Raw genomic sequence first — 23,318 nt, 5'->3', positions numbered from 1 at the left:
TCCCCAAGGGGTGGCGGGGACTGTGGCACGAGATTAGAGCCTGTCGGCGTCCCCCCGCCGCACAGTGCTCAGGATCACCTCCGCACGGAGTACGGGCGTGCGACGATTTGCCGAGGTTCCCGCGCGTTTGTGATCGGTTCCGGCAGGTTTTCGGGGCGGTGCGCGGGGGAGGGAGCAGGCGTGCCCAAGGTGTCCTCGGTGATCGTCCCCTACGCGGCGTACCTGCGCGTGTACGAGCCGCTGGCCGCGTTCCCCGACGACGAGCGCGCCCACTGGACCCGTTACGCGCGCCGCACCGACCTGCCCTCCTACCAGGACGAGCTGCGGCGTTCCCTGGCCGACCTGCTGCCCACCCCGCCCGTGGCGGTCCCGGTGCACGAGAGCGCCGACGCCTTCGTGACCGAGGTGGACGGCGTGGTCTGCGTCTGCCCCTGGCGGACCCGGCTGCGCGGCTGGCAGGCCCTGGGCGAGCTGGCCGAGGACTTCCCGGAGCCGGTGCTGGACGCCCTGATCCCCCCGGTCGTCCGCCGCCAGAGCGCGCTCGACTACGAACGGTGGCGGGAGCGCAACCCGGACGCCCGGCCCTGGATCCGCACCGCGACCTGGCAGGTGCCGATCAACTGGTTCGTGCTGGTCTCCGACGGCGAGCGGGAGTACGACCGGGGCGGCGACGGCGAGGGGACCGCAGCGCCGATGCTGCGCTACCGGACGCCGATGGTGCAGGCGCGCCGACGGGTGGCGCGGGGCCTGAGGGCGCTCAAGGAGGCCGTGGACGAGGGGCCGCTCATCGACGGCCTGGTGGACGTGGGGCGCTGGCTGGAGGAGTTCCATCCGCGCTCCCTGGTCGAACTCGACTACGGCGGGCTCGTGCACGCCCTGCCCGCCGGCGAGTTGGAGGACGACCACTCCGCGGCGGACGTGGCCGAGGGGATCGAGGCGCTGCGGCACGGGGACGGGGCCGCGGCGGGGGCGGCGTACGGGCGGCTGGTGGAGCGCTGGCGGGCGGTCCGGGACCGCCGGTCGGCGAACTGACGTTTGACGTACCGCCCGATGTGAGGTTTCGTCTTCCGATCCGACACGCGCCCGGTGTGGGCTGATGTTTCGTCAACAAGGGACGTAGGTCCCGATCCGGGCGTAAGTGTCAAGCGTGACGGACCGCACGTACATCACTCTTGCGCCCGTTCCCCCTCCTCATGCCAAAATAGGACAAGGAGCCCGGGGAGGGCTCGTTCCGTCCCGTTGTGATGCACTGTGGGCGGAATCCTGGGTTTGCACGCTTTGGGGGGTCTGGTGACGCCTGATCGTCCTGTGACTGATCGTCACAGTGGCGTGACTGTCCGCTATGGCATGGTCCATCGGCTTCCGTCGCTGATGAACACCTGGGAGGGCAATTCCATCGGTTTGGCCGACGCGGCTGGACAGATGGTGTAGTTGTAGTGCCGAGGACAAGCCGTTCGTCCTATAACCGACTCGACTCGCGTCCGCCATTTCGGGCAACGCGGGTCAAGGTGCAGAATTTAGAGGAAAGAACCGAGAAGGTTCGGTTCTCCCGAGGAGGCCGCTCATGACCGCTCGCACCCCTGATGCCGAGCCGCTGCTGACCCCGGCTGAGGTCGCCACCATGTTCCGCGTCGACCCGAAGACGGTCACGCGCTGGGCGAAGGCCGGCAAGCTCACGTCGATCCGCACGCTCGGCGGGCATCGCCGCTACCGCGAGGCCGAGGTCCGCGCTCTGCTCGCGGGCATTCCGCAGCAGCGCAGCGAGGCCTGAACAACCGCATAACCGGGCAGAACGGCTGGTCCCCCAACCCGCCGAGCCGCTCGTGATCACAGCTCCACACGGCGCCGTTCCTGCCCCAACAGGGTGCGTCGTCGATCGCGCTGGACTCCGCCGGGTCCAGCGCGATCTTTTTTGTGTGCGGTCCTGTGCCTGGTGAGGGGCCCTGGGCGGCCCTCTGTGCGCGGCCTTGTCGGACTCTGGGGAGGGGTGTCGGAACGGCTGTGCGCAGGCTGGGGGACCCCTGGGGAAGCTGGTGCAATTGCACATATTAAATTGACCAGTTGTAGGGGAGCCGTAAGTGCCACTGTTTCAAAAACTCATGCGGTGACACCCGTCACAGGACGCGGCGCTTGTTGGGCGCGGCACGGGTGCGCTAATGGAGGGTCGCGTTCCAGGAGGCCCTCGATGCAAGGGCGTTGAGGCCGGCGGGGTTCACGCGGGGGACGCGGTCTCCTCCTCGACGTCCTCTTGACGGTCCGCCGGGAACTGCGGGGCGGGTGAGTCCAGCGCCAGTCGCAGCAGCCGGTGGCAGATCGGACAGTGGCGGGTCAGATGACGGTACGACGACGCGGCCGCCAGGTGCGCGCGGAGCAGCGCGCGCGTCTCGTGCCTGACCGATGCCGCCATACGCCACCTCCGGGGCCGTACAGGGACGTTCCCTGTCTTTGGAGTACCGAGCGAATGTGACGCCGTCAAGGCCGCGAGAGAGGCGCTGAGAGCTTTCCGGGGCGCAGGGGACGGAAGAGCGTGGAGGGAGCACGAGAAGAGGCCCGCACCGATCGGTGCGAGCCTCTTTTTCTGCGGTCCTGACGGGATTTGAACCCGCGGCCTCCACCTTGACAGGGTGGCGAGCACTCCAAACTGCTCCACAGGACCAGGTTTCGCGGCGCCCACGCGACAAAGTCGCTCAGGGATTCTGCTGCGTTGCGCTGCGAGAAGAGACTTTACAGGAGGGTGGCCCCCGGGTCGAACTCACCCTCCGTGCACCTCTCGTCACCGGTGGCGGCCTACGGTGCCAGCGCGTCGATCGCCTTCACGATCCGCTTGTCGGAGACGGGGTACGCCGTGCCCAGCGCGTGCGCGAAGTAGCTGACCCGCAGCTCCTCGATCATCCAGCGCACGTCCAGGACCTGCTGCGGAACGGGCCGGCCCTGCGGCATCTGCTCCAGCAGCCAGGCGTACTCGTCCCGCATCTCGTGGACCTTCTCCATCCGGGACGTGTCCCGCTGGACGGCCGTCGGCATCTGCTGCAACCGCCGGTCGGCGGCGACCAGATAGCGCATCAGGTCCGGCAGCCGCCTGATCCCCGCCTCCGTGACGAAGCCCGGCTTCACCAGCGCGTCCAGCTGCCCCCGCACGTCCTGGAGGTTAGCCAGCAGCGCGGGGCTCCGTACGGCCTTCAGACGGCGCTCACAGGCCTGCCAGGCGGCCAGCACCTGCTGCACCTGCCCCACGGCGCGGACGGTCGTGTCGACGATCTCCGCGCGGACCTTGTCGTAGAGCTTGCGGTAGGACTCCTCGTCCCACGCCGGACCGCCGAAGTCGGCGATCAGCTTGTCGGCCGCGGCCATGGCGCAGTCGTCGAACAGCGCCTGGACGGAACCGTGGGGATTGGCGGACAGGTTCAGCTTCTGCTGGTTGGTCAGCTTCTCGGACGCGAACTTCGCCGGGTTGACCGGGATGTTGCGCAAGATCAGCCGGCGTGTGCCCTTCCACATCGCCTGGGCCTGCTCGGCCTCGGTGTCGAAGAGCCGTACGGACACCGTGTCGCCGTCGTCGACCAGCGCCGGATACGCCTTCACCGGCTGGCCCGCCCGGCGCGTCTCGAAGACCCGGGACAGCGTGCCGATCGTCCAGTCCGTCAGACCGGAGCGCTCCAGCGACTCGCCGCCGCTGCGTACGGCGGTGGCCGCCGCGGCCTGCGACAGCGCCTTGCGCGCCTTCGGCCGCAGCCGCAGCCGCAGCGCCTCCAGGTCCTTGTCCTCGGCCAGCTTGCGGCGCCGCTCGTCGACGATCCGGAACGTGATCTTGAGGTGGTCCGGGACCTTGGCCCAGTCGAAGTCCTCCGCCTCGAACGGCACCCCCACCATGCGCTTCAGCTCCCGCGCCATGGTCACCGTCAGTGGTTCCTGCAGCGGCACCGCCCGCTCCAGGAACTTCTGCGCGAAGTTCGGGGCCGGTACGTAGTTGCGGCGGATCGGCTTGGGCAGGGACCGGATCAGCTCCGTGACCACCTGCTCCCTGAGGCCCGGGATCTGCCAGTCGAAGCCCTCGTCCGTGACCTGGTTGAGCACCTGGAGCGGAATGTGGACGGTCACGCCGTCCGCGTCCGCGCCCGGCTCGAACTGGTACGTCACCCGGAACTTCAGCGGCCCCTGGCGCCAGGAGTCCGGATAGTCGTCCTTGGTGACCGCCCCCGCCTTCTCGTTGATGAGCATCTCGCGCTCGAAGTCGAGGAAGTCGGGCTGCTCGTGCCGCTTGTGCTTCCACCACGAGTCGAAGTGGGCGCCCGAGACGACGTGTTCGGGCACCCGCTGGTCGTAGAAGTCGTACAGCGTCTCGTCGTCGACCAGGATGTCCCGGCGCCGGGCGCGGTGCTCCAGCTCCTCGACCTCGGTCAGCAGCTTGCGGTTGTCCGCGAAGAACTTGTGGTGCGTGCGCCAGTCGCCCTCCACCAGGGCGTTGCGGATGAACAGCTCGCGGCTGACCTCCGGGTCGATCCGCCCGTAGTTCACCTTGCGCTGCGCCACGATCGGCACGCCGTACAGCGTGACCTTCTCGTACGCCATCACGGCCGCCTGGTCCTTCTCCCAGTGCGGCTCGCTGTAGGTGCGCTTGAGCAGGTGCCCGGCGAGCGGCTCGACCCACTCGGGCTCGATTTTCGCGTTGACGCGGGCCCAGAGCCGCGAGGTCTCCACCAGCTCGGCGGACATCACGAACCGCGGGGGCTTCTTGAAGAGCGCCGAGCCCGGGAAGATCGCGAACTTGGCGTTCCGCGCGCCCAGGTACTCGTTCTTCGCGCCCTCCTTCACGTCCTTCATGCCGACGTGGGAGAGCAGGCCCGCCAGCAGCGACACATGGACGCGGTCCTCGGGGGCGTCCTCGTCGTTGAGGTGGATGCCCATCTGCTTGGCGACCGTGCGCAGCTGCGTGTAGATGTCCTGCCACTCGCGGATGCGCAGGAAGTTGAGGTACTCCTGCTTGCACATCCGGCGGAAGGACGACGAACCGCGCTCCTTCTGCTGCTCGCGGACGTACCGCCACAAGTTGAGGAAGGCGAGGAAGTCGCTGGTCTCGTCCTTGAAGCGGGCGTGCTGCTGGTCCGCCTGCGCCTGCTTCTCGGCCGGCCGCTCGCGCGGGTCCTGGATGGACAGGGCCGCCGCTATGACCATGACCTCGCGGACACAGCCGTTCTTGTCGGCCTCCAGCACCATCCGGGCCAGCCTCGGGTCCACGGGCAGCTGCGCCAGCTTGCGCCCGGTCTCCGTGAGCCGCTTGCGTACGTCCTTCTGCGCGGGGTCGAGCGCGCCCAGCTCCTGGAGGAGCTGCACACCGTCACGGATGTTGCGGTGGTCCGGCGGGTCGATGAAGGGGAACTTCTCGATGTCGCCGAGGCCGGCCGCGGTCATCTGCAGGATGACGGAGGCGAGGTTGGTGCGGAGGATCTCCGCGTCCGTGAACTCCGGGCGGGCGTGGAAGTCGTCCTCGCTGTACAGCCGGATGCAGATGCCGTCGGAGGTTCGTCCGCAGCGGCCCTTGCGCTGGTTGGCGCTGGCCTGCGAGATCGGCTCGATCGGCAGCCGCTGCACCTTGGTGCGGTGGCTGTACCGGGAGATCCGGGCGAAGCCGGGGTCGATGACGTACTTGATGCCCGGCACGGTCAGCGAGGTCTCGGCGACGTTGGTCGCCAGAACGATCCTGCGGCCGGTGTGCTGCTGGAAGACGCGGTGCTGCTCGGCGTGCGAGAGCCGCGCGTACAGGGGCAGCACCTCGGTGAATCTGTACTTCTTCTTCTCCAGCGCGTCGGCCGTGTCCCGGATCTCCCGCTCGCCGGAGAGGAAGACGAGGATGTCGCCCTTGCCCTCCGCCATCAGCTCCTCGACGGCATCGGTGATCGCGGTGATCTGGTCCCGGTCGGCGTCGTCGCCGTCCTCCTCCAGTAGCGGCCGGTACCGCACCTCCACGGGGTAGGTCCGCCCGCTGACCTCGATGATCGGGGCGTCGCCGAAGTGCCGGGAGAAGCGCTCGGGGTCGATGGTCGCCGAGGTGATGACGACCTTGAGGTCCGGGCGCTTGGGCAGGAGCTGCGCCAGGTACCCGAGCAGGAAGTCGATGTTGAGGGACCGCTCGTGCGCCTCGTCGATGATGATCGTGTCGTAGGCGCGCAGCTCGCGATCGGTCTGGATCTCGGCGAGCAGGATGCCGTCCGTCATCAGCTTGATGAAGGTGGCGTCCGGGTTCACCTGATCGGTGAACCGCACCTTCCAGCCCACGGCCTCACCCAGCGGGGTGTCCAGCTCGTCCGCGACCCGCTCGGCGACGGTGCGAGCGGCGATCCGCCGGGGCTGGGTGTGCCCGATCATGCCGCGCACGCCGCGTCCCAGCTCCACGCAGATCTTCGGGATCTGCGTGGTCTTCCCGGACCCGGTCTCGCCGGCGACGATGACGACCTGATGATCACGGATGGCGGCCGCGATCTCGTCCTTCTTCTGGCTGACGGGCAGCTGCTCGGGGTAGGTGACGGCGGGCACGCGCGCCCGGCGCTCACCGATGCGCTGCTCGGCCTTGGCCACCTCCGCCTCGATCTCGGCGAGAACGGCGGCCCGGGCCTCCGGCTTACGGATCTTCCGTGCACCCTCCAGCCTCCGACCGAGCCGATGCGCGTCGCGCAGCGACAGCTCGGTCAGCCGGGGGGCGAGAGTGCCGAGAGTGGGGGCGGGATGCGTAGACATACGGGTTCCAGGATCTCATCACACGGAAAAACCTGGCGAACGCTTTTGTCCGCCGGACGCAACGCCGGGCGCGGGCCGGTACGGGCAGGGCTCGGGCCGGACACGGCAGACCGGACACAACAAGGCCCCGATCCGAAGATCGGGGCCTTTGCTGTGGCTGGGGCCGGGGTCGAACCGGCGACCTATCGCTTTTCAGGCGATCGCTCGTACCAACTGAGCTACCCAGCCGCGAGGTTTCACGTGAAACCTCAGCGGTCCTGACGGGATTTGAACCCGCGGCCTCCACCTTGACAGGGTGGCGAGCACTCCAAACTGCTCCACAGGACCAAGCTTCGTACGACAGTGTCGCACATGTACTGCGTGCCCCCAACGGGATTCGAACCCGTGCTACCGCCTTGAAAGGGCGGCGTCCTAGGCCGCTAGACGATGAGGGCTATCGGCCCGCCTGGGCGCTTCGCAGCGCGTCGGGGACGTGAGAAGCATATGGGATGGCGGGAGCTATCGCCAAAACGGTTTACGGAGAGGCCGGGGAAGGGGCCGCGGGCGTGCGGCTCCTCCCGGTGGGCGAGGGCCCGGTTCCGGTCGGGGACGGGGTCGCTCCGGGCTGGTTCTCCTTGGGGAGGTGGCGGCTGACCTCGGCCGTCGTCAGCCCCAGACCGCCGAGCTTGATCTCGTCCCAGGCCTGGAGGCGCCGGCTGTCGCGGTCGAAGTAGAGGATCGACGCCTGGATGGGGTCGGGGTACTCGCCCTCGACCGCGCGCAGGCCGCTGCCGCCGGTGGAGCCCTCGATGCGCAACCGGGTGCCGTACTTCATGACCTCCATGTCCTCGCGGTGCAGGTGGCCGGCGAGCACCAGCGGCACCTCGCCGTCGACCTCCCGGGCGGCCGACGGCTCGTGGGCGACGGCGACGTCGACGGGGGTGCCGGCCGCGTGCTGGTCGCGCAGGGCGGAGGCGAGGCGGGCACCGGCCAGTTCCTGGGACGCCTCGGCGCCGTCCGACTGGGAGCGGTCGGGGGTGTACTGCGGGTCGCCGATGCCGGCGAAGCGCAGGCCGGCGACGGTCCGGGCGCGGCCGTCGTCCAGCACGTGCACGTTCTTCAGGCCCTCGAGGTACTTCTGGGTGACGCGGGAGTCGTGGTTGCCGCGGACCCAGACGTAGGGGGCGTCGAGGTCCTCGATGGGGTCCAGGAAGCCGTTCTCGGCGGCCGTGCCGTGGTCCATGGTGTCGCCGGAGTCGACGATCACATCGACCTTGTACTGCTCCACCAGCGAGGCGATGATCTTCCAGCTCGCCGGGTTCAGATGGATGTCGGAGACGTGCAGGACGCGGATCGTGGTCGGGTCGGGCTGGTAGGCGGGGAGCGTCGAGGTGACGTCGTAGAGCTTGGTCACGTTCGTCACCAGGCGGGCCAGTTCCTTCTGGTAGACGTCGAACTCGGTGACGATGCTGCGCGCGTCGCCGACCAGGGAGGGCGCGGAGGAGAGCAGGCCGGAGAACCTGGGCTCCAGGACCGAGTCGGGGTTCCAGGTCGCGTAGGCGGTGCCGCCGGAGGCGACCAGGAGGGTGAGGGCGAGCCCGCCGGCGGCCAGGGCGCGCCGGGGGCGGCGGTAGACGACGAGGCCGAGGGCGGTGGCGCCGCTGACGACGGCGACGCAGGAGCGGACGGCGAGGTCGAGCGTGCCGTGCTCGACGTCCTGGGCGACCTCGTCCTGGAGGCCGGAGAGGCGCTCGGGGTGGTCGACCAGGGCCTGGGCGCGGTCGGGGTCGAGCTGGTCGACGTTGACGTCGAGACGGACGGGGGCGACGTGGCTGTCGAGTTGCAGGGCGCCCAACGGTGAGACGTTGATCTTCGTGCCGCCGCTGATGGAGGGGCGCAGCGTCATCGTGGTGTTCATGGGGCCGACGGGTACGCGGACGTCGCCCACGACCAGCAGGCCCAGCCAGGCGCCCAGCAGGACGACGGCGACGAGGCCGACGGCACGGGTCCAGGGGCGGGACCGCGGGGTGAGCCCGGGCGTCGCGGCCGCCCGGCGGCGGGCGCGGTGGCGGCGGACGAGGGCGCGCGGCGCGTTGCGGATGCTGTTCATCACCTCGGCCAGGACGTGCGGGACTGCGGCGGAGACGCGAGCCATTGGTCCCGTATGCCCAAGGCCCGGCGCGGGTATGCGGGCGGGCGCCGCGGCGCGGGGCACCGGCGGCGCCCGGCGTGCGGCTTCGGGGTGGCCCGTGTCGTACCTCACGGTCGTACCCGACAATGGGCCTGTGCTGGAGATGACGCGCGAGGAGTTCGAGGAACTGGTCGCCGAGGCGCTGGACCGGATTCCGCCGGAGCTGACGCGGCTGATGGACAACGTCGCGGTGTTCGTCGAGGACGAGCCGCCGGCCGACGATCCCGAGCTGCTCGGGCTGTACGAGGGGACGCCGCTGACGGAGCGCGGGGAGTGGTACGCGGGCGTGCTGCCGGACCGGATCACCATCTACCGGGGGCCGACCCTGCGGTTCTGCGAGACGCGGGACGACGTCGTCGCGGAGACCGAGGTCACCGTGGTGCACGAGATCGCGCACCACTTCGGGATCGACGACGCGCGGCTGCACGCGCTCGGGTACGGGTGAGCGGGTCCGTGGGGGCGTGACGCGTCCGGGTACGGGGAGCGCATCCGTGCGGGTGTGACGCGTCCGGGTACGGGGGGTGCCCCCGTGCCGGTGTGACGCGCTCGGGTCAAGTCCGACTCGCCGGACGCGTGTCCTCTTGTGGGTGAGGGGAGTTGGGCACGGCGACTCCTTGACCCCCGGAGGTGGCCGCCCGTGCGCCCCTTGTACGTACCCGTTCGTCTGGCCGCCACCGCCGTGGCCGTCGTCGCCGCCGCCGGCTGCATGAGCGTCGGCGACGACGCGTCCGGCGGGGGCGCCACGCCGTCGCACTCCGCCGGTGAGCGTGGCGGTGCGGCCCCGGACGGCGCTTCCGCGGTGGGCGGCAACGCCGGGTACGGCGCGGCCGCGGCCGACGAGGGGCGCGGGCGCGGCAAGGACAAGACGGGCGGGGGCAAGGGCAAGGGCAAGGGCGGGGACGACGAGGGCCGGGGCGACCGCGAGGACGGCGCGGGTCCGGACGCGTCGCCGTCCGTCGGGCCGCCCGCCGGCGCGACCCGGACGCCGCCGGCGCAGGGCGGGGGCGGCGAACCCGCGCCGACCCGGACACCGCCCCCGCAGCAGCCGACGCGGACGGCCGAGCCGGAGCCGACGCCGACCGAGGAGCCACCCCCCACGCCGACGCCGGAGCCGACGACCGCGGAGCCCTCCTCGTCGGCGCACGAGCCCCCGGGCACACAACTGGCCTGGCGGGAGCCGGCGCCGACGGCCGGGGCGCCGGTGTAGGCGATCACCGGACAATGGCGCTGAGCTGGGCATGTGCCGGCCGTGCGTCGCTCGGTTTGCCTTCCGGGGTGTGGGGTGCGTATGGTGGTAGATCGTTTGATCCCATTTGCCCGGCGCCACCGCAGAGCGCGCCGTGTGGCGCGTACTCTCCTTTGCCGTGGTGGACCGCATCGAGGCGGTCGTATTGCGAATCGCGATTCACGGAGTTGACGGGCGCGTGCCGACGAGAGACTCCGGAAGGTTTCGCATTCGCATGTCCATCATCAGTACTGATCACGTCGTCGTGCCCGAGAACGCCGACATCCCCGAGGCCGTCGAGAACGCCGGGACCGAGGCCGTCGAGGCCGCTCCCGAGACGACCTTCGCCGACCTGGGCCTGCCCGAGGGCATCGTGCGCAAGCTCGCGCAGAACGGCGTGACCACCCCCTTCCCGATCCAGGCCGCGACCATCCCGGACGCCCTGGCCGGCAAGGACATCCTCGGCCGGGGTCGCACCGGCTCCGGCAAGACCCTCTCCTTCGGTCTGCCGACCCTGGCGCAGCTGGCCGGCGGCCGCACCGAGAAGCACAAGCCCCGCGCCGTCATCCTCACCCCGACCCGCGAGCTGGCCATGCAGGTGGCCGACGCGCTCCAGCCGTACGGCGACGTCGTCGGCCTGCGGATGAAGGTCGTCTGCGGCGGCACCTCGATGGGCAACCAGATCTACGCCCTGGAGAAGGGCGTCGACATCCTGGTCGCCACCCCGGGCCGGCTGCGCGACATCATCAACCGCGGCGCCTGCTCCCTGGAGAACGTGGAGATCGCGGTCCTCGACGAGGCCGACCAGATGTCCGACCTGGGCTTCCTGCCCGAGGTCACCGAGCTGCTCGACCAGGTCCCGGCGGGCGGTCAGCGGATGCTGTTCTCCGCGACCATGGAGAACGAGATCAAGACCCTGGTCGACCGGTACCTGAAGGACCCGGCCCTCCACGAGGTCGACGCCGCCCAGGGCGCCGTGACGACCATGTCGCACCACATCCTGGTCGTGAAGCCCAAGGACAAGGCGCCGGTCACCGCGGCCATCGCCTCCCGCAAGGGCCGCACCATCATCTTCGTCCGCACCCAGCTGGGCGCCGACCGCGTCGCCGACCAGCTGCGCGAGTCCGGCGTGAAGGCGGACGCCCTGCACGGCGGCATGACCCAGGGCGCGCGCACCCGCACGCTGGCCGACTTCAAGGACGGTTACGTCAACGTCCTGGTCGCCACCGACGTCGCCGCCCGCGGCATCCACGTCGACGGCATCGACCTGGTCCTGAACGTGGACCCGGCCGGCGACCACAAGGACTACCTGCACCGCGCCGGCCGTACGGCGCGCGCGGGCCGCACCGGCACCGTCGTCTCCCTCTCCCTGCCGCACCAGCGCCGTCAGATCTTCCGGCTGATGGAGGACGCGGGCGTCGACGCCACGCGCCACATCATCCAGGGCGGCGCGGCCTTCGACCCGGAGGTCGCCGAGATCACCGGCGCCCGGTCGATGACCGAGGTCCAGGCCGAGTCCGCGGGCAACGCGGCCCAGCAGGCCGAGCGCGAGGTCGCCCAGCTCACCAAGGAGCTGGAGCGGGCCCAGCGCCGCGCCGGCGAGCTGCGTGAGGAGGCGGACCGACTGGTCGCCAGGGTCGCGCGCGAGCGGGGCGAGGACCCCGAGGCGGTGCTGGCCGAGGTCGCCGCCGCCGCGACCGAGGCTCAGGCCGAGGTCGTGGTGCCCGAGCAGCCCGGCGCCCGGGACGTGGAGAAGGCCGAGCGGAGCGGCGGCCGGGACCGTTCCTTCGACCGCCGTGACGACCGCAACGAGCGCCGTGACGACCGTGGCGGCCGTTCCTTCGAGCGCCGTGACGACCGTGGCGGTTTCCGCCGCGATGACCGTCGTGACGACCGCGGTGACCGTGGCGGCTTCCGCCGTGACGACCGCAACGACCGTCGTGACGACCGTGGCGGCCGTTCGTTCGAGCGCCGTGACGACCGCGGTGGCTTCCGTCGGGACGACCGTCGTGACGACCGCGGTGGCCGTTCGTTCGAGCGCCGTGACGACCGTGGCGGCCGTTCGTTCGAGCGCCGTGACGACCGCGGTGGCTTCCGCCGCGATGACCGTCGTGACGACCGCGGTGACCGTGGCGGCTTCCGCCGTGACGACCGCAACGACCGCCGTGACGACCGTGGCGGCCGTTCCTTCGAGCGCCGCGACGACCGTGGCGGCCGCTCCTTCGAGCGTCGTGACGACCGCGGTGGCCACCGCGGCAGCGACCGTCCGTTCAACCGTGACCGCCAGGGCGACCGTCCCGGCTTCCGCTCCGGCGGTCACGACCGCCCGTACGGTCGCCGCGACGACCACCGTGGCTCGTCCTTCGGTCGTCGTGACGACAAGCCGCGCTGGAAGCGCAACGGCTGATCCTCCGGCCGACGCCGAGCGGTAGTACCGAGCGCCGTGGCCCCCACCCTCACCGGGTGGGGGCCACGGCGCTTCCGTCTGCCCGTGCGTCGCACCGATTTCCGGCCACAGAGTGACGCATGTCACGTCGACTCTCTGGGAATTGCTGGGGGCATGACAGATGACGCCAAGGCGAGCGGGCTCTCGGACGAGGAACGGCTGGCCCAGCTCGGCTACACCCAGGTTCTGGCCCGCCGCATGTCGGCGTTCTCCAACTACGCGGTCTCCTTCACCATCATCTCGGTGCTCTCGGGCTGCCTGACCCTCTATCTCTTCGGCATGAACACGGGCGGTCCCGCCGTCATCACCTGGGGCTGGGTCGCCGTGGGCCTGATGACCCTCTTCGTCGGCCTGGCGATGGCCGAGATCTGCTCGGCGTACCCGACCTCGGCGGGCCTGTACTTCTGGGCCCACCGCCTGGCACCGGCCCGGACGGCCGCCGCCTGGGCCTGGTTCACGGGCTGGTTCAACGTGCTGGGCCAGGTCGCGGTCACCGCCGGCATCGACTTCGGCGCCGCGTCCTTCCTCGGCGCCTACCTGAACCTCCAGTTCGGCTTCGAGGTCACCCCGGGCCGCACGATCCTGCTCTTCGCGGCCATCCTGGTCCTGCACGGCTTGCTGAACACCTTCGGCGTCCGCATCGTCGGCCTCCTCAACAGCATCAGCGTCTGGTGGCACGTGGTCGGCGTCGCGGTGATCGTCGGCGCGCTGACCTTCGCGCCGGACCACCACCAGTCGGCGTCCTTCGTCTTCGGCGAGTTCGTCAACAACACCGGCTGGGGCAGCGGCGTCTACGTGGTCCTCATCGGGCTCCTGATGGCCCAGTACACCTTCACCGGCTACGACGCGTCCGCCCACATGACCGAGGAGACGCACGACGCGTCCACGGCCGGCCCCCAGGGAATCGTCCGCTCCATCTGGACCTCCTGGATCGCCGGCTTCGTCCTCCTCCTCGGTTTCACCTTCGCCATCCAGTCCTACGAGGGCGCCCTGACGTCGCCCACCGGCGCGCCGCCCGCGCAGATCCTGCTCGACGCGCTCGGCGCCACCGCCGGCAAGCTGCTCCTCCTCGTCGTCATCGGAGCCCAGCTGTTCTGCGGGATGGCGTCGGTGACGGCCAACAGCCGCATGATCTACGCCTTCTCCCGCGACGGCGCGCTGCCCTTCTCGCACGTCTGGCACACCGTGAACCCGCGCACCCGCACCCCGGTCGCCGCCGTCTGGCTGGCCGCACTCGGCGCACTCGCCCTGGGCCTGCCCTACCTGATCAACGTCACCGCGTACGCGGCGGTGACCTCGATCGCCGTCATCGGCCTCTACATCGCCTACGTCATCCCGACCCTGCTGCGGGTGCGCAAGGGGGCCGCCTTCGAGCGGGGACCGTGGCACCTGGGCCGCTGGTCGCAGCCGGTGGGCGTGATCGCGGTCAGCTGGGTCTGCGTCATCACGGTCCTGTTCATACTGCCGCAGGTCTCCCCGGTCACCCCGGAGACCTTCAACTACGCCCCCGTCGCCGTCCTCGTCGTCCTCGGCTTCGCGGCGACCTGGTGGCTGGCCTCGGCCCGCCACTGGTTCCTCAACCCCGACCACGAACGCACCCGGGCCCGCGCGGCGGCCCGCGCGAACGCCCCCGAGCCGGTGGACCCGTAGCACCGCCGGCCGACGCGTCCACGACGCGGCCGTGACCCGGATACCCGATCGGCGTCCCGGCCGCGTCGGGCTATGCTCGGTGTGGCAACATCACGCAACACCGCGCAACACCCCCTGGGCCCTTAGCTCAATTGGCAGAGCAGTGGACTTTTAATCCATTGGTTGTGGGTTCGAGTCCCACAGGGCCTACCCGTGCGGACGGGACCGTCGGACGGCGGTCCCGTCGTCGTTTCCGGGGGCGCGCCGACCTGCCGCCCGCCCGCCTCAGCGGAGTTCGCCCATGCCCCTGCCGTACGTCCTCCTCTCCGCCGCCGTCTCCCTCGACGGGTACCTGGACGACACCGGCCCCGAACGGCTCCTGCTCTCCTCCCCGGCCGACTTCGACCGCGTCGACGAGGTGCGCGCGTCCGTCGACGCGATCCTCGTCGGTGCCGGCACGATCCGCGCCGACAACCCGCGGCTGCTGGTGAACTCCGCCGAGCGGCGGGCCGCCCGGGTCGCGGCGGGGCGGACGGAGTACCCCCTCAAGGTCACCGTCAGCGCCACCGGCGAGCTGGACCCGGCGGCACGGTTCTGGCACACGGGCGGGGACAAGGTGCTGCTCACCACGGACGAGGGCGCCCGGCGGGCCCGGACCCTCGGTCTCGCCGCCGACGTCGTGCCGCTCGGAGCGGCGTTCGACTGGCGCGCGGCGCTGGAGCACCTGCACGACCGGCGGGGCGTGCGGCGGCTGATGGTCGAGGGCGGGGGGACCGTGCACACCCAGCTGCTGCGCCGGGGACTCGCCGACGAACTGCAGCTCGTCCTCGCGCCGCTGCTCGTGGGCGACCCGGACGCGCCCCGGCTGTTCGGGCCCGGCGGGTACCAGAGCGGCCGGCTCAGGCTGGTGGAGTCGCGGCGCATCGAGGACGTCGTACTGGCGCGGTACCTGCCGACGGCGCCCGGCACCGGCGACCGGGTGGCCGCCGCCGACCGGCACTGGCTGGCGCTCGCCTGCGAGCTGGCCGAGCTGTGCCCGCCCTCGCGGACCGCCTTCAGCGTGGGGGCGGTCGTGGTCGCCGCCGACGGGACGGAGCTGGCGCGCGGGTACTCCCGGGAGGGCGGCGACCCCGCCGTGCACGCGGAGGAGGCCGCGCTCGCCAAGATCACCCCGGACGACCCCCGGCTCGCCGGGGCCACCGTGTACTCCAGCCTGGAGCCGTGCGCCCGCCGCGCCTCCCGGCCGGTCCCGTGCGCCCGGCTGATCCTCGACGCGGGGGCGCGCCGCGTGGTCACGGCCTGGCGCGAGCCGGACACCTTCGTGCCGGGGGCGAACGGCAGCGGAGTGCTCGCCGCGGGGGGTGCCGTCGTCGTCGTACTGCCGGAGTACGAGGAGCGGGCGAAGGCGCCGAACCGCCATCTGGAGGGGTAGGCGCATACGCGTGTGCGCCGGACCCCCGGGATGACGTACACTGGAGACACAACGACGCGGGGTGGAGCAGCTCGGTAGCTCGCTGGGCTCATAACCCAGAGGTCGCAGGTTCAAATCCTGTCCCCGCTACTGAAGGCCGAAGGCCGGAATCCGAAAGGGTTCCGGCCTTCGGTGCGTCCGCGTCCCCTCCCGTGTCCTCACCTCCGTGCGTTCACCCGTTCGGTCCGCACGGCTCGCCGCCCCCGAGCGCCCCGGGAAACCTGGAGCACGGGACGACAGGCGGCGTGGACGTGCGGGGTGGCGGGAGACGAGTGGTGCGGCCAGGTGACGTGGACGGCGAGGGAGCGCACGCCAGGGCCGGCGGCCGGCTCCCCGGCGATCCCGTGCCCGACCCCGGCCTGGGCGACGCCTCGGAGGTCCCGCCGGCCGCGGCCGGACGGCGCCGCCGGAACCGGTACGGGCGCGTCCTGGTGCGCCTGCTGCCGGCGCTGCTGATCGTCATCGCCGTCCTGTACGACAGCTTCACCCCCCGGTACTTCACCGCCGGTCCCCTCTACACGGCGGCGCCACTGGTCGCCGCGGCCGTCTACTCCCGGCGTGGGACGGTCCTCACCGGGATCACCGTGGTCGCCGTCGTCGTCGGACTCCAGCTGCGCAAGGAGGTCATCCACTACGTCGACTCCCTCACGGAGCTGATCACCATCGCGACGGTGGCCGTGCTCGCCGTCTTCGTCAACGCCTTCGTCCGCCGCGCCGGCGAGCAGCTCGTCTCCGTCCGCGAGATCGCCGAGGCCGCCCAGCGGGCGGTGCTGCCCGAACCCGCCGAGCGGATCGGCGGGTTCGAGATCGCCGCCTGCTACGAGGCCGCGCAGGCCGACGCGTTCATCGGCGGCGACCTCTACGCGGTGCAGGACAGCCCGCGCGGGGTCCGGCTCGTCGTCGGTGACGTGCGGGGCAAGGGCATGGGCGCGGTGGCCGCCGTCGCCGTCGTGATCGGCGCGTTCCGGGAGGCCGCCGAGCAGGAGGCGACGCTGGAGGCGGTGGCGCAGCGCCTGGAGCGGGCGCTGGCCCGTGAGGGCACCCGGCGCGACGGCCTGGACGCCTTCGAGGGCTTCACCACCGCCGTGCTCGCCGAACTCCCGCACGGCGACGGGGTGGTGCGCATCCTCAACCGGGGACATCCGCCGCCCCTTCTGCTGTACGCCGACGGCACCCTGCACCCGCTGCCCGCCCGGGAGTCCGCGCTGCCGCTCGGGATGGGGGAACTGGGCGTGTGGCCCGACCGGGCGGAGCAGGCGCCGTTCCCCGCCGGGGCGACGCTGCTGCTCTACACCGACGGGCTGTCGGAAGCCCGGGACGCCGAGGGCGAGTTCTACGATCCGCACGAGCGGCTGGCCGGCCACGTGTTCCGGCATCCGGCGGACCTGCTCGACGCGCTCGCCGAGGACGTGCGCCGGCATTCCGGCGGCGGCATGGCCGACGACATGGCGCTGCTCGCCGTACGGCGCCCCTGATCACGCCCGGTGACGGAGCAAGCGCCCTCCGCATAACAACTGACACACCGTCAGGTGGGGCGGATGCGGAAAGTGATGCTGAAGGTCGGTCAACTCGCCCGGTTTTCACCGTGCGTGAGGCGTGTGTCCGCCCGGATTTCGTTAATGATCAAGCGGAACGGCTTGGAATCCGAGCCCCGCGTCTATTAACGTTCGATAACGCAGCGCGGTCGTCCCAGCCGTCACAGAAGGCGGCTCCGTGCGCACGCGCCGAATCCCGTAAGGGAACCGGGGAACCACCACTTGGGGTGAATCGGGCGTGACCCGCCGTGTCTCCACGGCTGATCACGCGCGTAGGAGACCTTCCTGCTCCGAACCCGTCAGCTAACCCGGTAGGCGAAAGGAAGGAAAGGAGTACGCCCACGTGGCGTCCAACCGGCCTGCCCCCGAGGCCCCGTTCGTGCCCAGCCGGCACGACACCGACACCTTCGGCTACGACGTCCACCGCGCCGAAGAGGGCCCCTGGGAGGAGTGGAACCCCACCGCGGAGTCCATCCGCCCCGTGCGCGGCCGGCACCGCGTCGCCAAGCAGCGCGGCGGACTCGCCCGCAGCTCCACCGTCCTCGGCGTCGGTGTCATAGCCGCCGTCGGCGCGGGCGGGATGGCCAGCGCGCAGACCGGCAAGCCGCCGGTGTCGATCTCCATGCCGGACCTGCCCAACGTCGGCTCGCTCATCTCCGACGAGGAGCCCGAGCCCGAGGGGTCCGCCACCCCGCTCAGCGGCATCGCCGCGGCCTCCGCCGGCACCGGGCAGGAGAGCGGCGCCGACGCCGGCGAGTCGCTGCGCGCCCGCATCATGGCGCAGGCCGAGCAGCAGCAGGCCCAGGTCGAGAGCAAGGCCGCCGCCCAGGCGCAGGCCGCCGCCGAGAAGGCCGCCGCGGAAGCGGCCGCCAAGGCGGAGAAGGAGGCCAAGGCCAAGGCCGCCGCCGCCAAGAAGAAGGCGGAGGAGGAGGCCGCGAAGAAGGCCGAGGCCGAGCGTCTCGCGAAGCTGGCCAAGCAGTTCACGCTGCCGACCTCCTCGTACACGATCTCCTCGACCTTCGGCCAGGCAGGCCCCTACTGGGCCTCCGGCCACCACACCGGCCTCGACTTCGCCGCCCCCACGGGCACGCTGCTCAAGGCGGTGCACAGCGGCACCATCACGTCGGCCGGCTACGAGGGCTCCTACGGCTACAAGACCGTGCTCACCCTCGACGACGGCACCGAGATCTGGTACGCCCACCAGTCCTCCATCAACGTCAGCGTCGGCCAGAAGGTCACCACCGGCGACGTCATCGGCCGCGTCGGCGCCACCGGCAACGTCACCGGCGCCCACCTCCACATGGAGGTCCACACGGCCGGCGGCGGCAGCCTCGACCCGTTGGCATGGCTGCAGAGCAAGGGCCTCACCCCCTGAGCCACGCCGCACACGCCGATCGCCCCTCCTGATCCCCGGCGGTCCTGACGGCGACCCCCCGACGTCAGGGCTGCCGGTTTACGGGAACTTTGCCCCGCTTACGGAATCGCGGGGTCCGCCGGGCTCGTTGACGCGGTACATGACTTCTCTGCGCAAGCTCGGCTCCTCCGACCTGGAGGTCTTCCCCCTCGCCCTCGGCGGCAACGTCTTCGGATGGACCGCGGACCAGGACACCTCCTTCGCCGTCCTGGACGCCTACACGGCGGCGGGCGGCAACTTCATCGACACCGCCGACTCCTACTCCGCCTGGGTCGACGGCAACAGCGGCGGCGAGTCCGAGACCGTCCTCGGCAAGTGGCTCGCGGCCCGCGGCAACCGGGATGACGTCGTCCTCGCCACCAAGGTCAGCCAGCACCCCGAGTACCCCGGGCTGAGCGCCGCGAACATCAAGGCCGCCGCCGACGCCTCGCTGCGCCGCCTGGGCACCGACCACATCGACCTCTACTACACCCACTTCGACAAGCCCGAGGTGCCGGTCGAGGAGATCGTCGGCGCGCTCGACGAGCTGGTGCGGGCGGGCAAGGTCCGGCACATCGCCGCCTCCAACATCTCCGCCGAGCGGCTCGCCGCCTCCCTGGACTTCTCCGACCGTGAGGGCCTCGCCCGGTACGTGGCGATCCAGCCGCACTACAACCTGGTCTCGCGGGACACCTACGAGGGCGGGCTGCGCGACCTCGCCGAGCGGGCCGGGCTGGCCGCCGTGCCCTACTACGCCCTCGCGGCCGGCTTCCTCACCGGCAAGTACCGGCCCGGTGCCACCGTCGACAGCCCGCGCGCGGGCGGTGCCGCCCGGCACCTGGAGACCGAGCGGGGCCGCCGGGTCCTCGCCGCCCTGGACGAGATCGCCGGGGCCCACGACGCCCCCGTCGCCACGGTCGCCCTGGCCTGGCTGGCCGCTCAGCCGACGGTGGCCGCGCCGATCGCGTCCGCGCGCACGGTGGAGCAGCTGCCGGCGCTGCTCGGGGTGGCGGAACTGACCCTGTCGGAGGACGAGGTCCGGCGGCTGACGCAGGCCTCGGCCTGAGGACCCGCCGTCGGCCCCCGGCGGGCCGGGGCCGGTGAGGTCACGGCCGGCGGGGCAGCGGCTGGCGGTGGGCCGGGTGAGCCGACGGGTACGCGGGCCGGTTACGGACGTGAGCGGGGAAGGGCGCCGGTACCCAGGCCGGGGTGAACGCCGGGGCCGCGGGAGCCGGGTGGCCGTGGCCGTACCCGCCGTACGGGGCCACGGGTGCGAATCCGCCCGGCCGGGCCGCGTACCCGTATCCGGCGTACGCGGCCGCCGCGTACCCGTACCCGTATCCGTACCCGGCGTGGGAGCCGGGCGTCCCGTACCCCGGCCAGGGGGTGACGGGCGGTGGTGCCGTCGCCCGTGCGGCGTGGTCCAGCGCCGGGCGGGCCACGTCGCGGCGGTGCCACAGCGCGTCCAGCAACTCCCGCTCCCGTACGGCGAAGTCGGGGCCCGCCCGGCCCTTGCGACCCCGCTGCCGCAGGAACGCCAGTGAGGTCGCGTACGCCTCGTACTGCGCCACCGCCCGCGCCGCCTGCTTCCCGGCGTGCCGGCGGGCGTACTGCCGGGCGAGGCGGCGGGCGTGCATCGAGGCGAGCGTGTGCGGCTCCGCCGGTGCCAGCCAGCCGGCCATGACGTAGGCGGGAAGCTCCTCGCGCACGGTGCGCAGTTCGCGCTGCCGCGTCCAGATCACCAGCCAGGTCAGCAGGCCGAAGCAGGGCACCATGAACGCGCCGTACACGGCGAGGAAGCCGTACTCGCCGAACGCGGCCGAACCGTTCCACAGCGCGTGCATGCCCATCGCGAGCAGCAGGCCGGCCAGCGGGAGCAGGGCGCGCCGCAGGTGGTGCCGGCCGGTGGACAGCGCGGCGATGCCGAAGCCGATGCCGGTGAGCACGGTGAAGAGCGGGTGGGCGAAGGGTGACATGACGACGCGGACGAAGAAGGTCGCCGCGGTCACGGAGGCGAAGCCGCTGTCCCCGGTGAGCTGGTCGGTGCCGAAAGCGTTGCCCAGGTAGAGGATGTTCTCGGTGAAGGCGAAGCCGGTGGCGGTGACGCCCGCCGTGACGACGCCGTCGACGATGCCGGTGAAGTCCCGCCGGCGGAAGAGGAAGACCAGGAGGACGGCGGCGGCCTTCGCGGACTCCTCGACGACCGGCGCTATCACCGTGGCGCCCAGGGTGTCCGCGCCGGCCGGGTCGGCGGTGGCCGTGGCTATCCAGCGCGTCGCGAAGCTGTTGGCGATGATCGCTATCAGGGCGGCGGCGCAGGCGCCCCAGGCGAAGCAGAAGACCAGGTTCCGCCAGGGGCCCGGCTCCACCCGGTCGAGCCAGCGGAACGCGGCTATGAGCAGCGGCACGGGCAGCACCGCGAGGCCGAGTCCCACCAGGAAGCCCTGGGTGCCGGTCTGTTCGCGCACCAGGGCCAGGATCACCAGGCCGGAGATGGCCAGCAGCGTGGTCAGGGCCCCGTAACGCACCCAGCCGCGCTGCCACCAGTGCGGACGCGGTGGATTCGTCGGATACGGGGGACAGGTGGCCACGGCATGGACCCTAACCGGTGGGGGGCTGCTCCTGATGACGATCGCCGTGCTGTACGCGGCGGAAGAGCAAGTCGTTCACCACATGACCCTTGTCCAGTCCCTGGCCCTCGAAACGGGTCAGCGGGCGGTGGGCCGGGCGCGGCGCGAATCCGCCGCCGGGCACGGTGTTCTCGAAGTCGGGGTGCGCGGTGAGCACCTCGAGCATCTGCTCGGCGTACGGCTCCCAGTCGGTGGCGCAGTGCAGGACGGCCCCCGGAGCGAGCCGGGTCGCGGCCAGGGTGAGGAACTCCGGCTGGATGAGGCGGCGCTTGTGGTGCCGCTTCTTGGGCCAGGGGTCGGGGAAGTAGACGCGCAGTCCGGCGAGGGAGTCGGGGGCGAGCATCTCCCGCAGGAGGATGATCGCGTCGCCGTTGCCCACCCGGATGTTGGACAGCCCGTTCCGCTCCGCGAGACCGAGCAGGTTGCCCTGGCCGGGGGTGTGGACGTCCACGGCGAGGATGTTGGTCTCCGGGTCGGCGGCGGCCATCTGGGCGGTGGCCTCGCCCATGCCGAAGCCGATCTCCAGGACGACGGGGCGGCCGTTGCCGAACAGCTCGCCGAGGTCGATGACCCGCTGCCCGTCGATGTCCAGTCCCCACAGCGGCCACAACCGCTGCAGGGCGTCCGCCTGCCCGGTGGTCACCCGGCTCCGGCGGGGCTGGAAACTCCGGATCCGCCGCTCGAAGTGCGAGCCGGCGGGATCGGCCTTCGGGCCGTCGGGGAACCGGGGCTCGCCCTTGGCGCGGGCGTGCCTCAGGGAGTCACCGGGGTCACCGGGATGCGGGGCTGGCTGGGGAGCGTCGGAGGCGCTGCGGAAATCAGACACAGTGCTCCCGATTTTACGGCCGCACGGTCTCCTCCAGCATGGCCAGGGCCCGCCGGCCCACCTCCCGGCCGATGGGGAGGGAGGCCGTCGCGGCGGGCGACGGGGCGTTCAGGACGTGCACCGTGTGGGCGGCCTCGCGGATCAGGAAGTCGTCCACCAGCGTCCCGTCCGCCAGCACCGCCTGCGCCCGCACCCCGGCGGGCGCCGCCACCAGGTCGTCCTCCGTCACCGCGGGCAGCAGCCGGCGCACGGCCGTGGTGAACGCGGCCTTGGACAGCGATCGCCGCAGCTCGCCCGCCCCGTACCTCCAGTGCCGCCGCGCGATCCGCCACGAACCCGGCCAGGCCAGCGTCCCGCCCAGCTCGCGGGGCCGCACCACGCCCCAGCCGTACCCCTCCCGGGCGAGGGCCGGCACCGCGTTGGGCCCGATGTGCACGCCCCCGTCGATCCCCCGGGTCAGATGCACCCCGAGGAAGGGGAACGCCGGGTCCGGCACCGGGTACACCAGGCCCCGGACCAGCTCCGGTCGCGCCAGCTCGTAGTACTCGCCCCGGAAGGGGACGATCCGCATGCCGGGGTCGTCGCCGGTGAGGCGGGCGATCTCGTCGCAGTGCAGCCCGGCGCAGTTGACCATGACGCGGGCGCGGAGCACGTCCCCGGAGCGGGTGCGGACGGCGACCCCGAGGCCGGGGCGGCGGTCGACGTGCCGCACCTCGGCGCCGTAGCGGATCTCCGCGCCGGAGGCGTGCGCCAGCTGCCGGGCCACGGCCACGTAGTCGCAGACGCCGGTGGTGCCGACGTGGATGGCGGCCAGGCCCCTGACCTCCGGCTCGTGCTCCGGGATCTGGGCGGCGCCCAGCTCGCGCACCGGTATGCCGTTCTCCCGGGCGCGCTGGACCAGGGCGTGCAGGCGGGGCAGCTCGGCCCGCTCGGTGGCGACGATCAGCTTGCCGGTGACGGCGTGGGGGATGCCGTACTCGGCGCAGAACTTCACCATCTCCGCCGCGCCCCGCACCGCGTACCGCGCCTTGAGGGAGCCCGGCCGGTAGTAGACGCCGCTGTGGATGACGCCGCTGTTGCGGCCGGTCTGGTGACGGGCCGGACCCGGCTCCTTCTCCAGCACCGTCACCCTGGTGCCCGGAGCGGCGCGCGTGATCGCGTACGCCGTCGACAGGCCGACGATCCCGCCGCCCACCACCAGCACGTCGCAGTCGTGTCCGGCGCCGCGCGCGCTCGCGGTCCTCACCTGTGCCATCTCCCG

General features: G+C 71.8%; 16 protein-coding genes, 6 tRNA genes and 1 riboswitch. Of the genes, 12 read left to right on the top strand and 10 right to left on the bottom strand.

Features of this window, described 5'->3' with window-relative positions; genetic code table 11:
• Positions 1-180 precede the first annotated feature (180 nt).
• Both ACFZP7_RS16785 and bldC read left to right on the top strand, forming a co-directional pair.
• Positions 181-1,032, top strand: a complete 852-nt coding sequence (locus tag ACFZP7_RS16785) for a hypothetical protein (RefSeq protein ID WP_385634710.1) — start codon at positions 181-183, stop codon at positions 1,030-1,032.
• A gap of 532 nt (positions 1,033-1,564) precedes the next feature.
• Positions 1,565-1,771 (top strand): developmental transcriptional regulator BldC, encoded by a 207-nt coding sequence (bldC, locus tag ACFZP7_RS16780; RefSeq protein ID WP_003949541.1) that lies wholly within the window; start codon positions 1,565-1,567, stop codon positions 1,769-1,771.
• Between the two features lie 441 nt (positions 1,772-2,212).
• Here the strand turns inward: bldC and ACFZP7_RS16775 are convergent, their stop codons facing one another.
• The 7 genes from ACFZP7_RS16775 to ACFZP7_RS16745 all read right to left on the bottom strand — a co-directional run bounded on the left by ACFZP7_RS16775 (position 2,213) and on the right by ACFZP7_RS16745 (position 8,866).
• Positions 2,213-2,407 (bottom strand): DUF6274 family protein, encoded by a 195-nt coding sequence (locus ACFZP7_RS16775; RefSeq protein WP_385634709.1) that lies wholly within the window; start codon positions 2,405-2,407, stop codon positions 2,213-2,215.
• A 174-nt stretch (positions 2,408-2,581) separates the two neighbouring features.
• Positions 2,582-2,656 (bottom strand) — tRNA-Asp (locus ACFZP7_RS16770).
• A gap of 131 nt (positions 2,657-2,787) precedes the next feature.
• Entirely contained in the window at positions 2,788-6,732 is a 3,945-nt protein-coding gene (gene hrpA / locus ACFZP7_RS16765; RefSeq protein WP_086875612.1) for an ATP-dependent RNA helicase HrpA, read from the bottom strand.
• A gap of 154 nt (positions 6,733-6,886) precedes the next feature.
• Positions 6,887-6,960 (bottom strand) — tRNA-Phe (locus tag ACFZP7_RS16760).
• Between the two features lie 24 nt (positions 6,961-6,984).
• Positions 6,985-7,059: transfer RNA gene (locus tag ACFZP7_RS16755), tRNA-Asp, on the bottom strand.
• 34 nt (positions 7,060-7,093) lie between these two features.
• Positions 7,094-7,166: transfer RNA gene (locus tag ACFZP7_RS16750), tRNA-Glu, on the bottom strand.
• A gap of 80 nt (positions 7,167-7,246) precedes the next feature.
• Positions 7,247-8,866, bottom strand: coding sequence for a metallophosphoesterase (locus ACFZP7_RS16745; protein ID WP_210904280.1), 1,620 nt, complete (start codon positions 8,864-8,866; stop codon positions 7,247-7,249).
• Between the two features lie 130 nt (positions 8,867-8,996).
• On the opposite strand from ACFZP7_RS16745, the gene ACFZP7_RS16740 reads away from it, so the two are divergent.
• The 10 genes from ACFZP7_RS16740 (at position 8,997) to ACFZP7_RS16695 (ending at position 19,667) form a co-directional block, all read left to right on the top strand.
• Positions 8,997-9,347 carry a metallopeptidase family protein gene (locus tag ACFZP7_RS16740; RefSeq protein ID WP_019330675.1) on the top strand — a complete coding sequence of 117 codons (351 nt, stop codon included), beginning with the start codon at positions 8,997-8,999 and terminating at the stop codon, positions 9,345-9,347.
• Between the two features lie 192 nt (positions 9,348-9,539).
• On the top strand, positions 9,540-10,109 hold the full coding sequence (locus ACFZP7_RS16735; protein ID WP_127440852.1) for a hypothetical protein: 570 nt from the start codon (positions 9,540-9,542) through the stop codon (positions 10,107-10,109).
• A 253-nt stretch (positions 10,110-10,362) separates the two neighbouring features.
• A complete protein-coding gene (locus ACFZP7_RS16730) occupies positions 10,363-12,534 on the top strand; it encodes a DEAD/DEAH box helicase (protein ID WP_365789946.1) in 2,172 nt (723 codons plus the stop codon).
• Between the two features lie 153 nt (positions 12,535-12,687).
• Entirely contained in the window at positions 12,688-14,223 is a 1,536-nt protein-coding gene (locus tag ACFZP7_RS16725) for an amino acid permease (protein ID WP_385634708.1), read from the top strand.
• Between the two features lie 116 nt (positions 14,224-14,339).
• Positions 14,340-14,412, top strand: a tRNA-Lys gene (locus ACFZP7_RS16720).
• Between the two features lie 91 nt (positions 14,413-14,503).
• On the top strand, positions 14,504-15,634 hold the full coding sequence (locus tag ACFZP7_RS16715) for a dihydrofolate reductase family protein (RefSeq protein WP_385634707.1): 1,131 nt from the start codon (positions 14,504-14,506) through the stop codon (positions 15,632-15,634).
• Positions 15,635-15,689: 55 nt separating this feature from the next.
• Positions 15,690-15,763 (top strand) — tRNA-Met (locus ACFZP7_RS16710).
• A gap of 200 nt (positions 15,764-15,963) precedes the next feature.
• Positions 15,964-17,148 carry a PP2C family protein-serine/threonine phosphatase gene (locus ACFZP7_RS16705; RefSeq protein WP_322501085.1) on the top strand — a complete coding sequence of 395 codons (1,185 nt, stop codon included), beginning with the start codon at positions 15,964-15,966 and terminating at the stop codon, positions 17,146-17,148.
• Positions 17,149-17,385: 237 nt separating this feature from the next.
• Positions 17,386-17,540: riboswitch (cyclic di-AMP (ydaO/yuaA leader) on the top strand.
• Between the two features lie 11 nt (positions 17,541-17,551).
• Positions 17,552-18,583 carry a M23 family metallopeptidase gene (locus tag ACFZP7_RS16700; protein ID WP_030978082.1) on the top strand — a complete coding sequence of 344 codons (1,032 nt, stop codon included), beginning with the start codon at positions 17,552-17,554 and terminating at the stop codon, positions 18,581-18,583.
• 139 nt (positions 18,584-18,722) lie between these two features.
• Positions 18,723-19,667: an aldo/keto reductase gene (locus ACFZP7_RS16695; protein ID WP_031021901.1), complete on the top strand. Its 945-nt coding sequence runs from the start codon at positions 18,723-18,725 to the stop codon at positions 19,665-19,667.
• A gap of 40 nt (positions 19,668-19,707) precedes the next feature.
• On the opposite strand, the gene ACFZP7_RS16690 is transcribed toward ACFZP7_RS16695, so the two are convergent.
• The 3 genes from ACFZP7_RS16690 to lhgO form a co-directional block, all read right to left on the bottom strand.
• Positions 19,708-21,192, bottom strand: a complete 1,485-nt coding sequence (locus ACFZP7_RS16690; RefSeq protein ID WP_385634706.1) for a PrsW family intramembrane metalloprotease — start codon at positions 21,190-21,192, stop codon at positions 19,708-19,710.
• A gap of 10 nt (positions 21,193-21,202) precedes the next feature.
• Entirely contained in the window at positions 21,203-21,988 is a 786-nt protein-coding gene (gene trmB / locus ACFZP7_RS16685) for a tRNA (guanosine(46)-N7)-methyltransferase TrmB (RefSeq protein ID WP_086875621.1), read from the bottom strand.
• 82 nt (positions 21,989-22,070) lie between these two features.
• A complete protein-coding gene (gene lhgO / locus ACFZP7_RS16680; protein ID WP_385634705.1) occupies positions 22,071-23,312 on the bottom strand; it encodes an L-2-hydroxyglutarate oxidase in 1,242 nt (413 codons plus the stop codon).
• Positions 23,313-23,318 lie beyond the last annotated feature (6 nt).

The organism is Streptomyces sp. SudanB5_2050, assembly GCF_964272335.1.
Lineage (GTDB): Bacteria > Actinomycetota > Actinomycetes > Streptomycetales > Streptomycetaceae > Streptomyces > Streptomyces rochei.
Note: the sequence above shows the minus strand (reverse complement) of the source record. Positions and strands in the feature narration are given on the sequence as shown.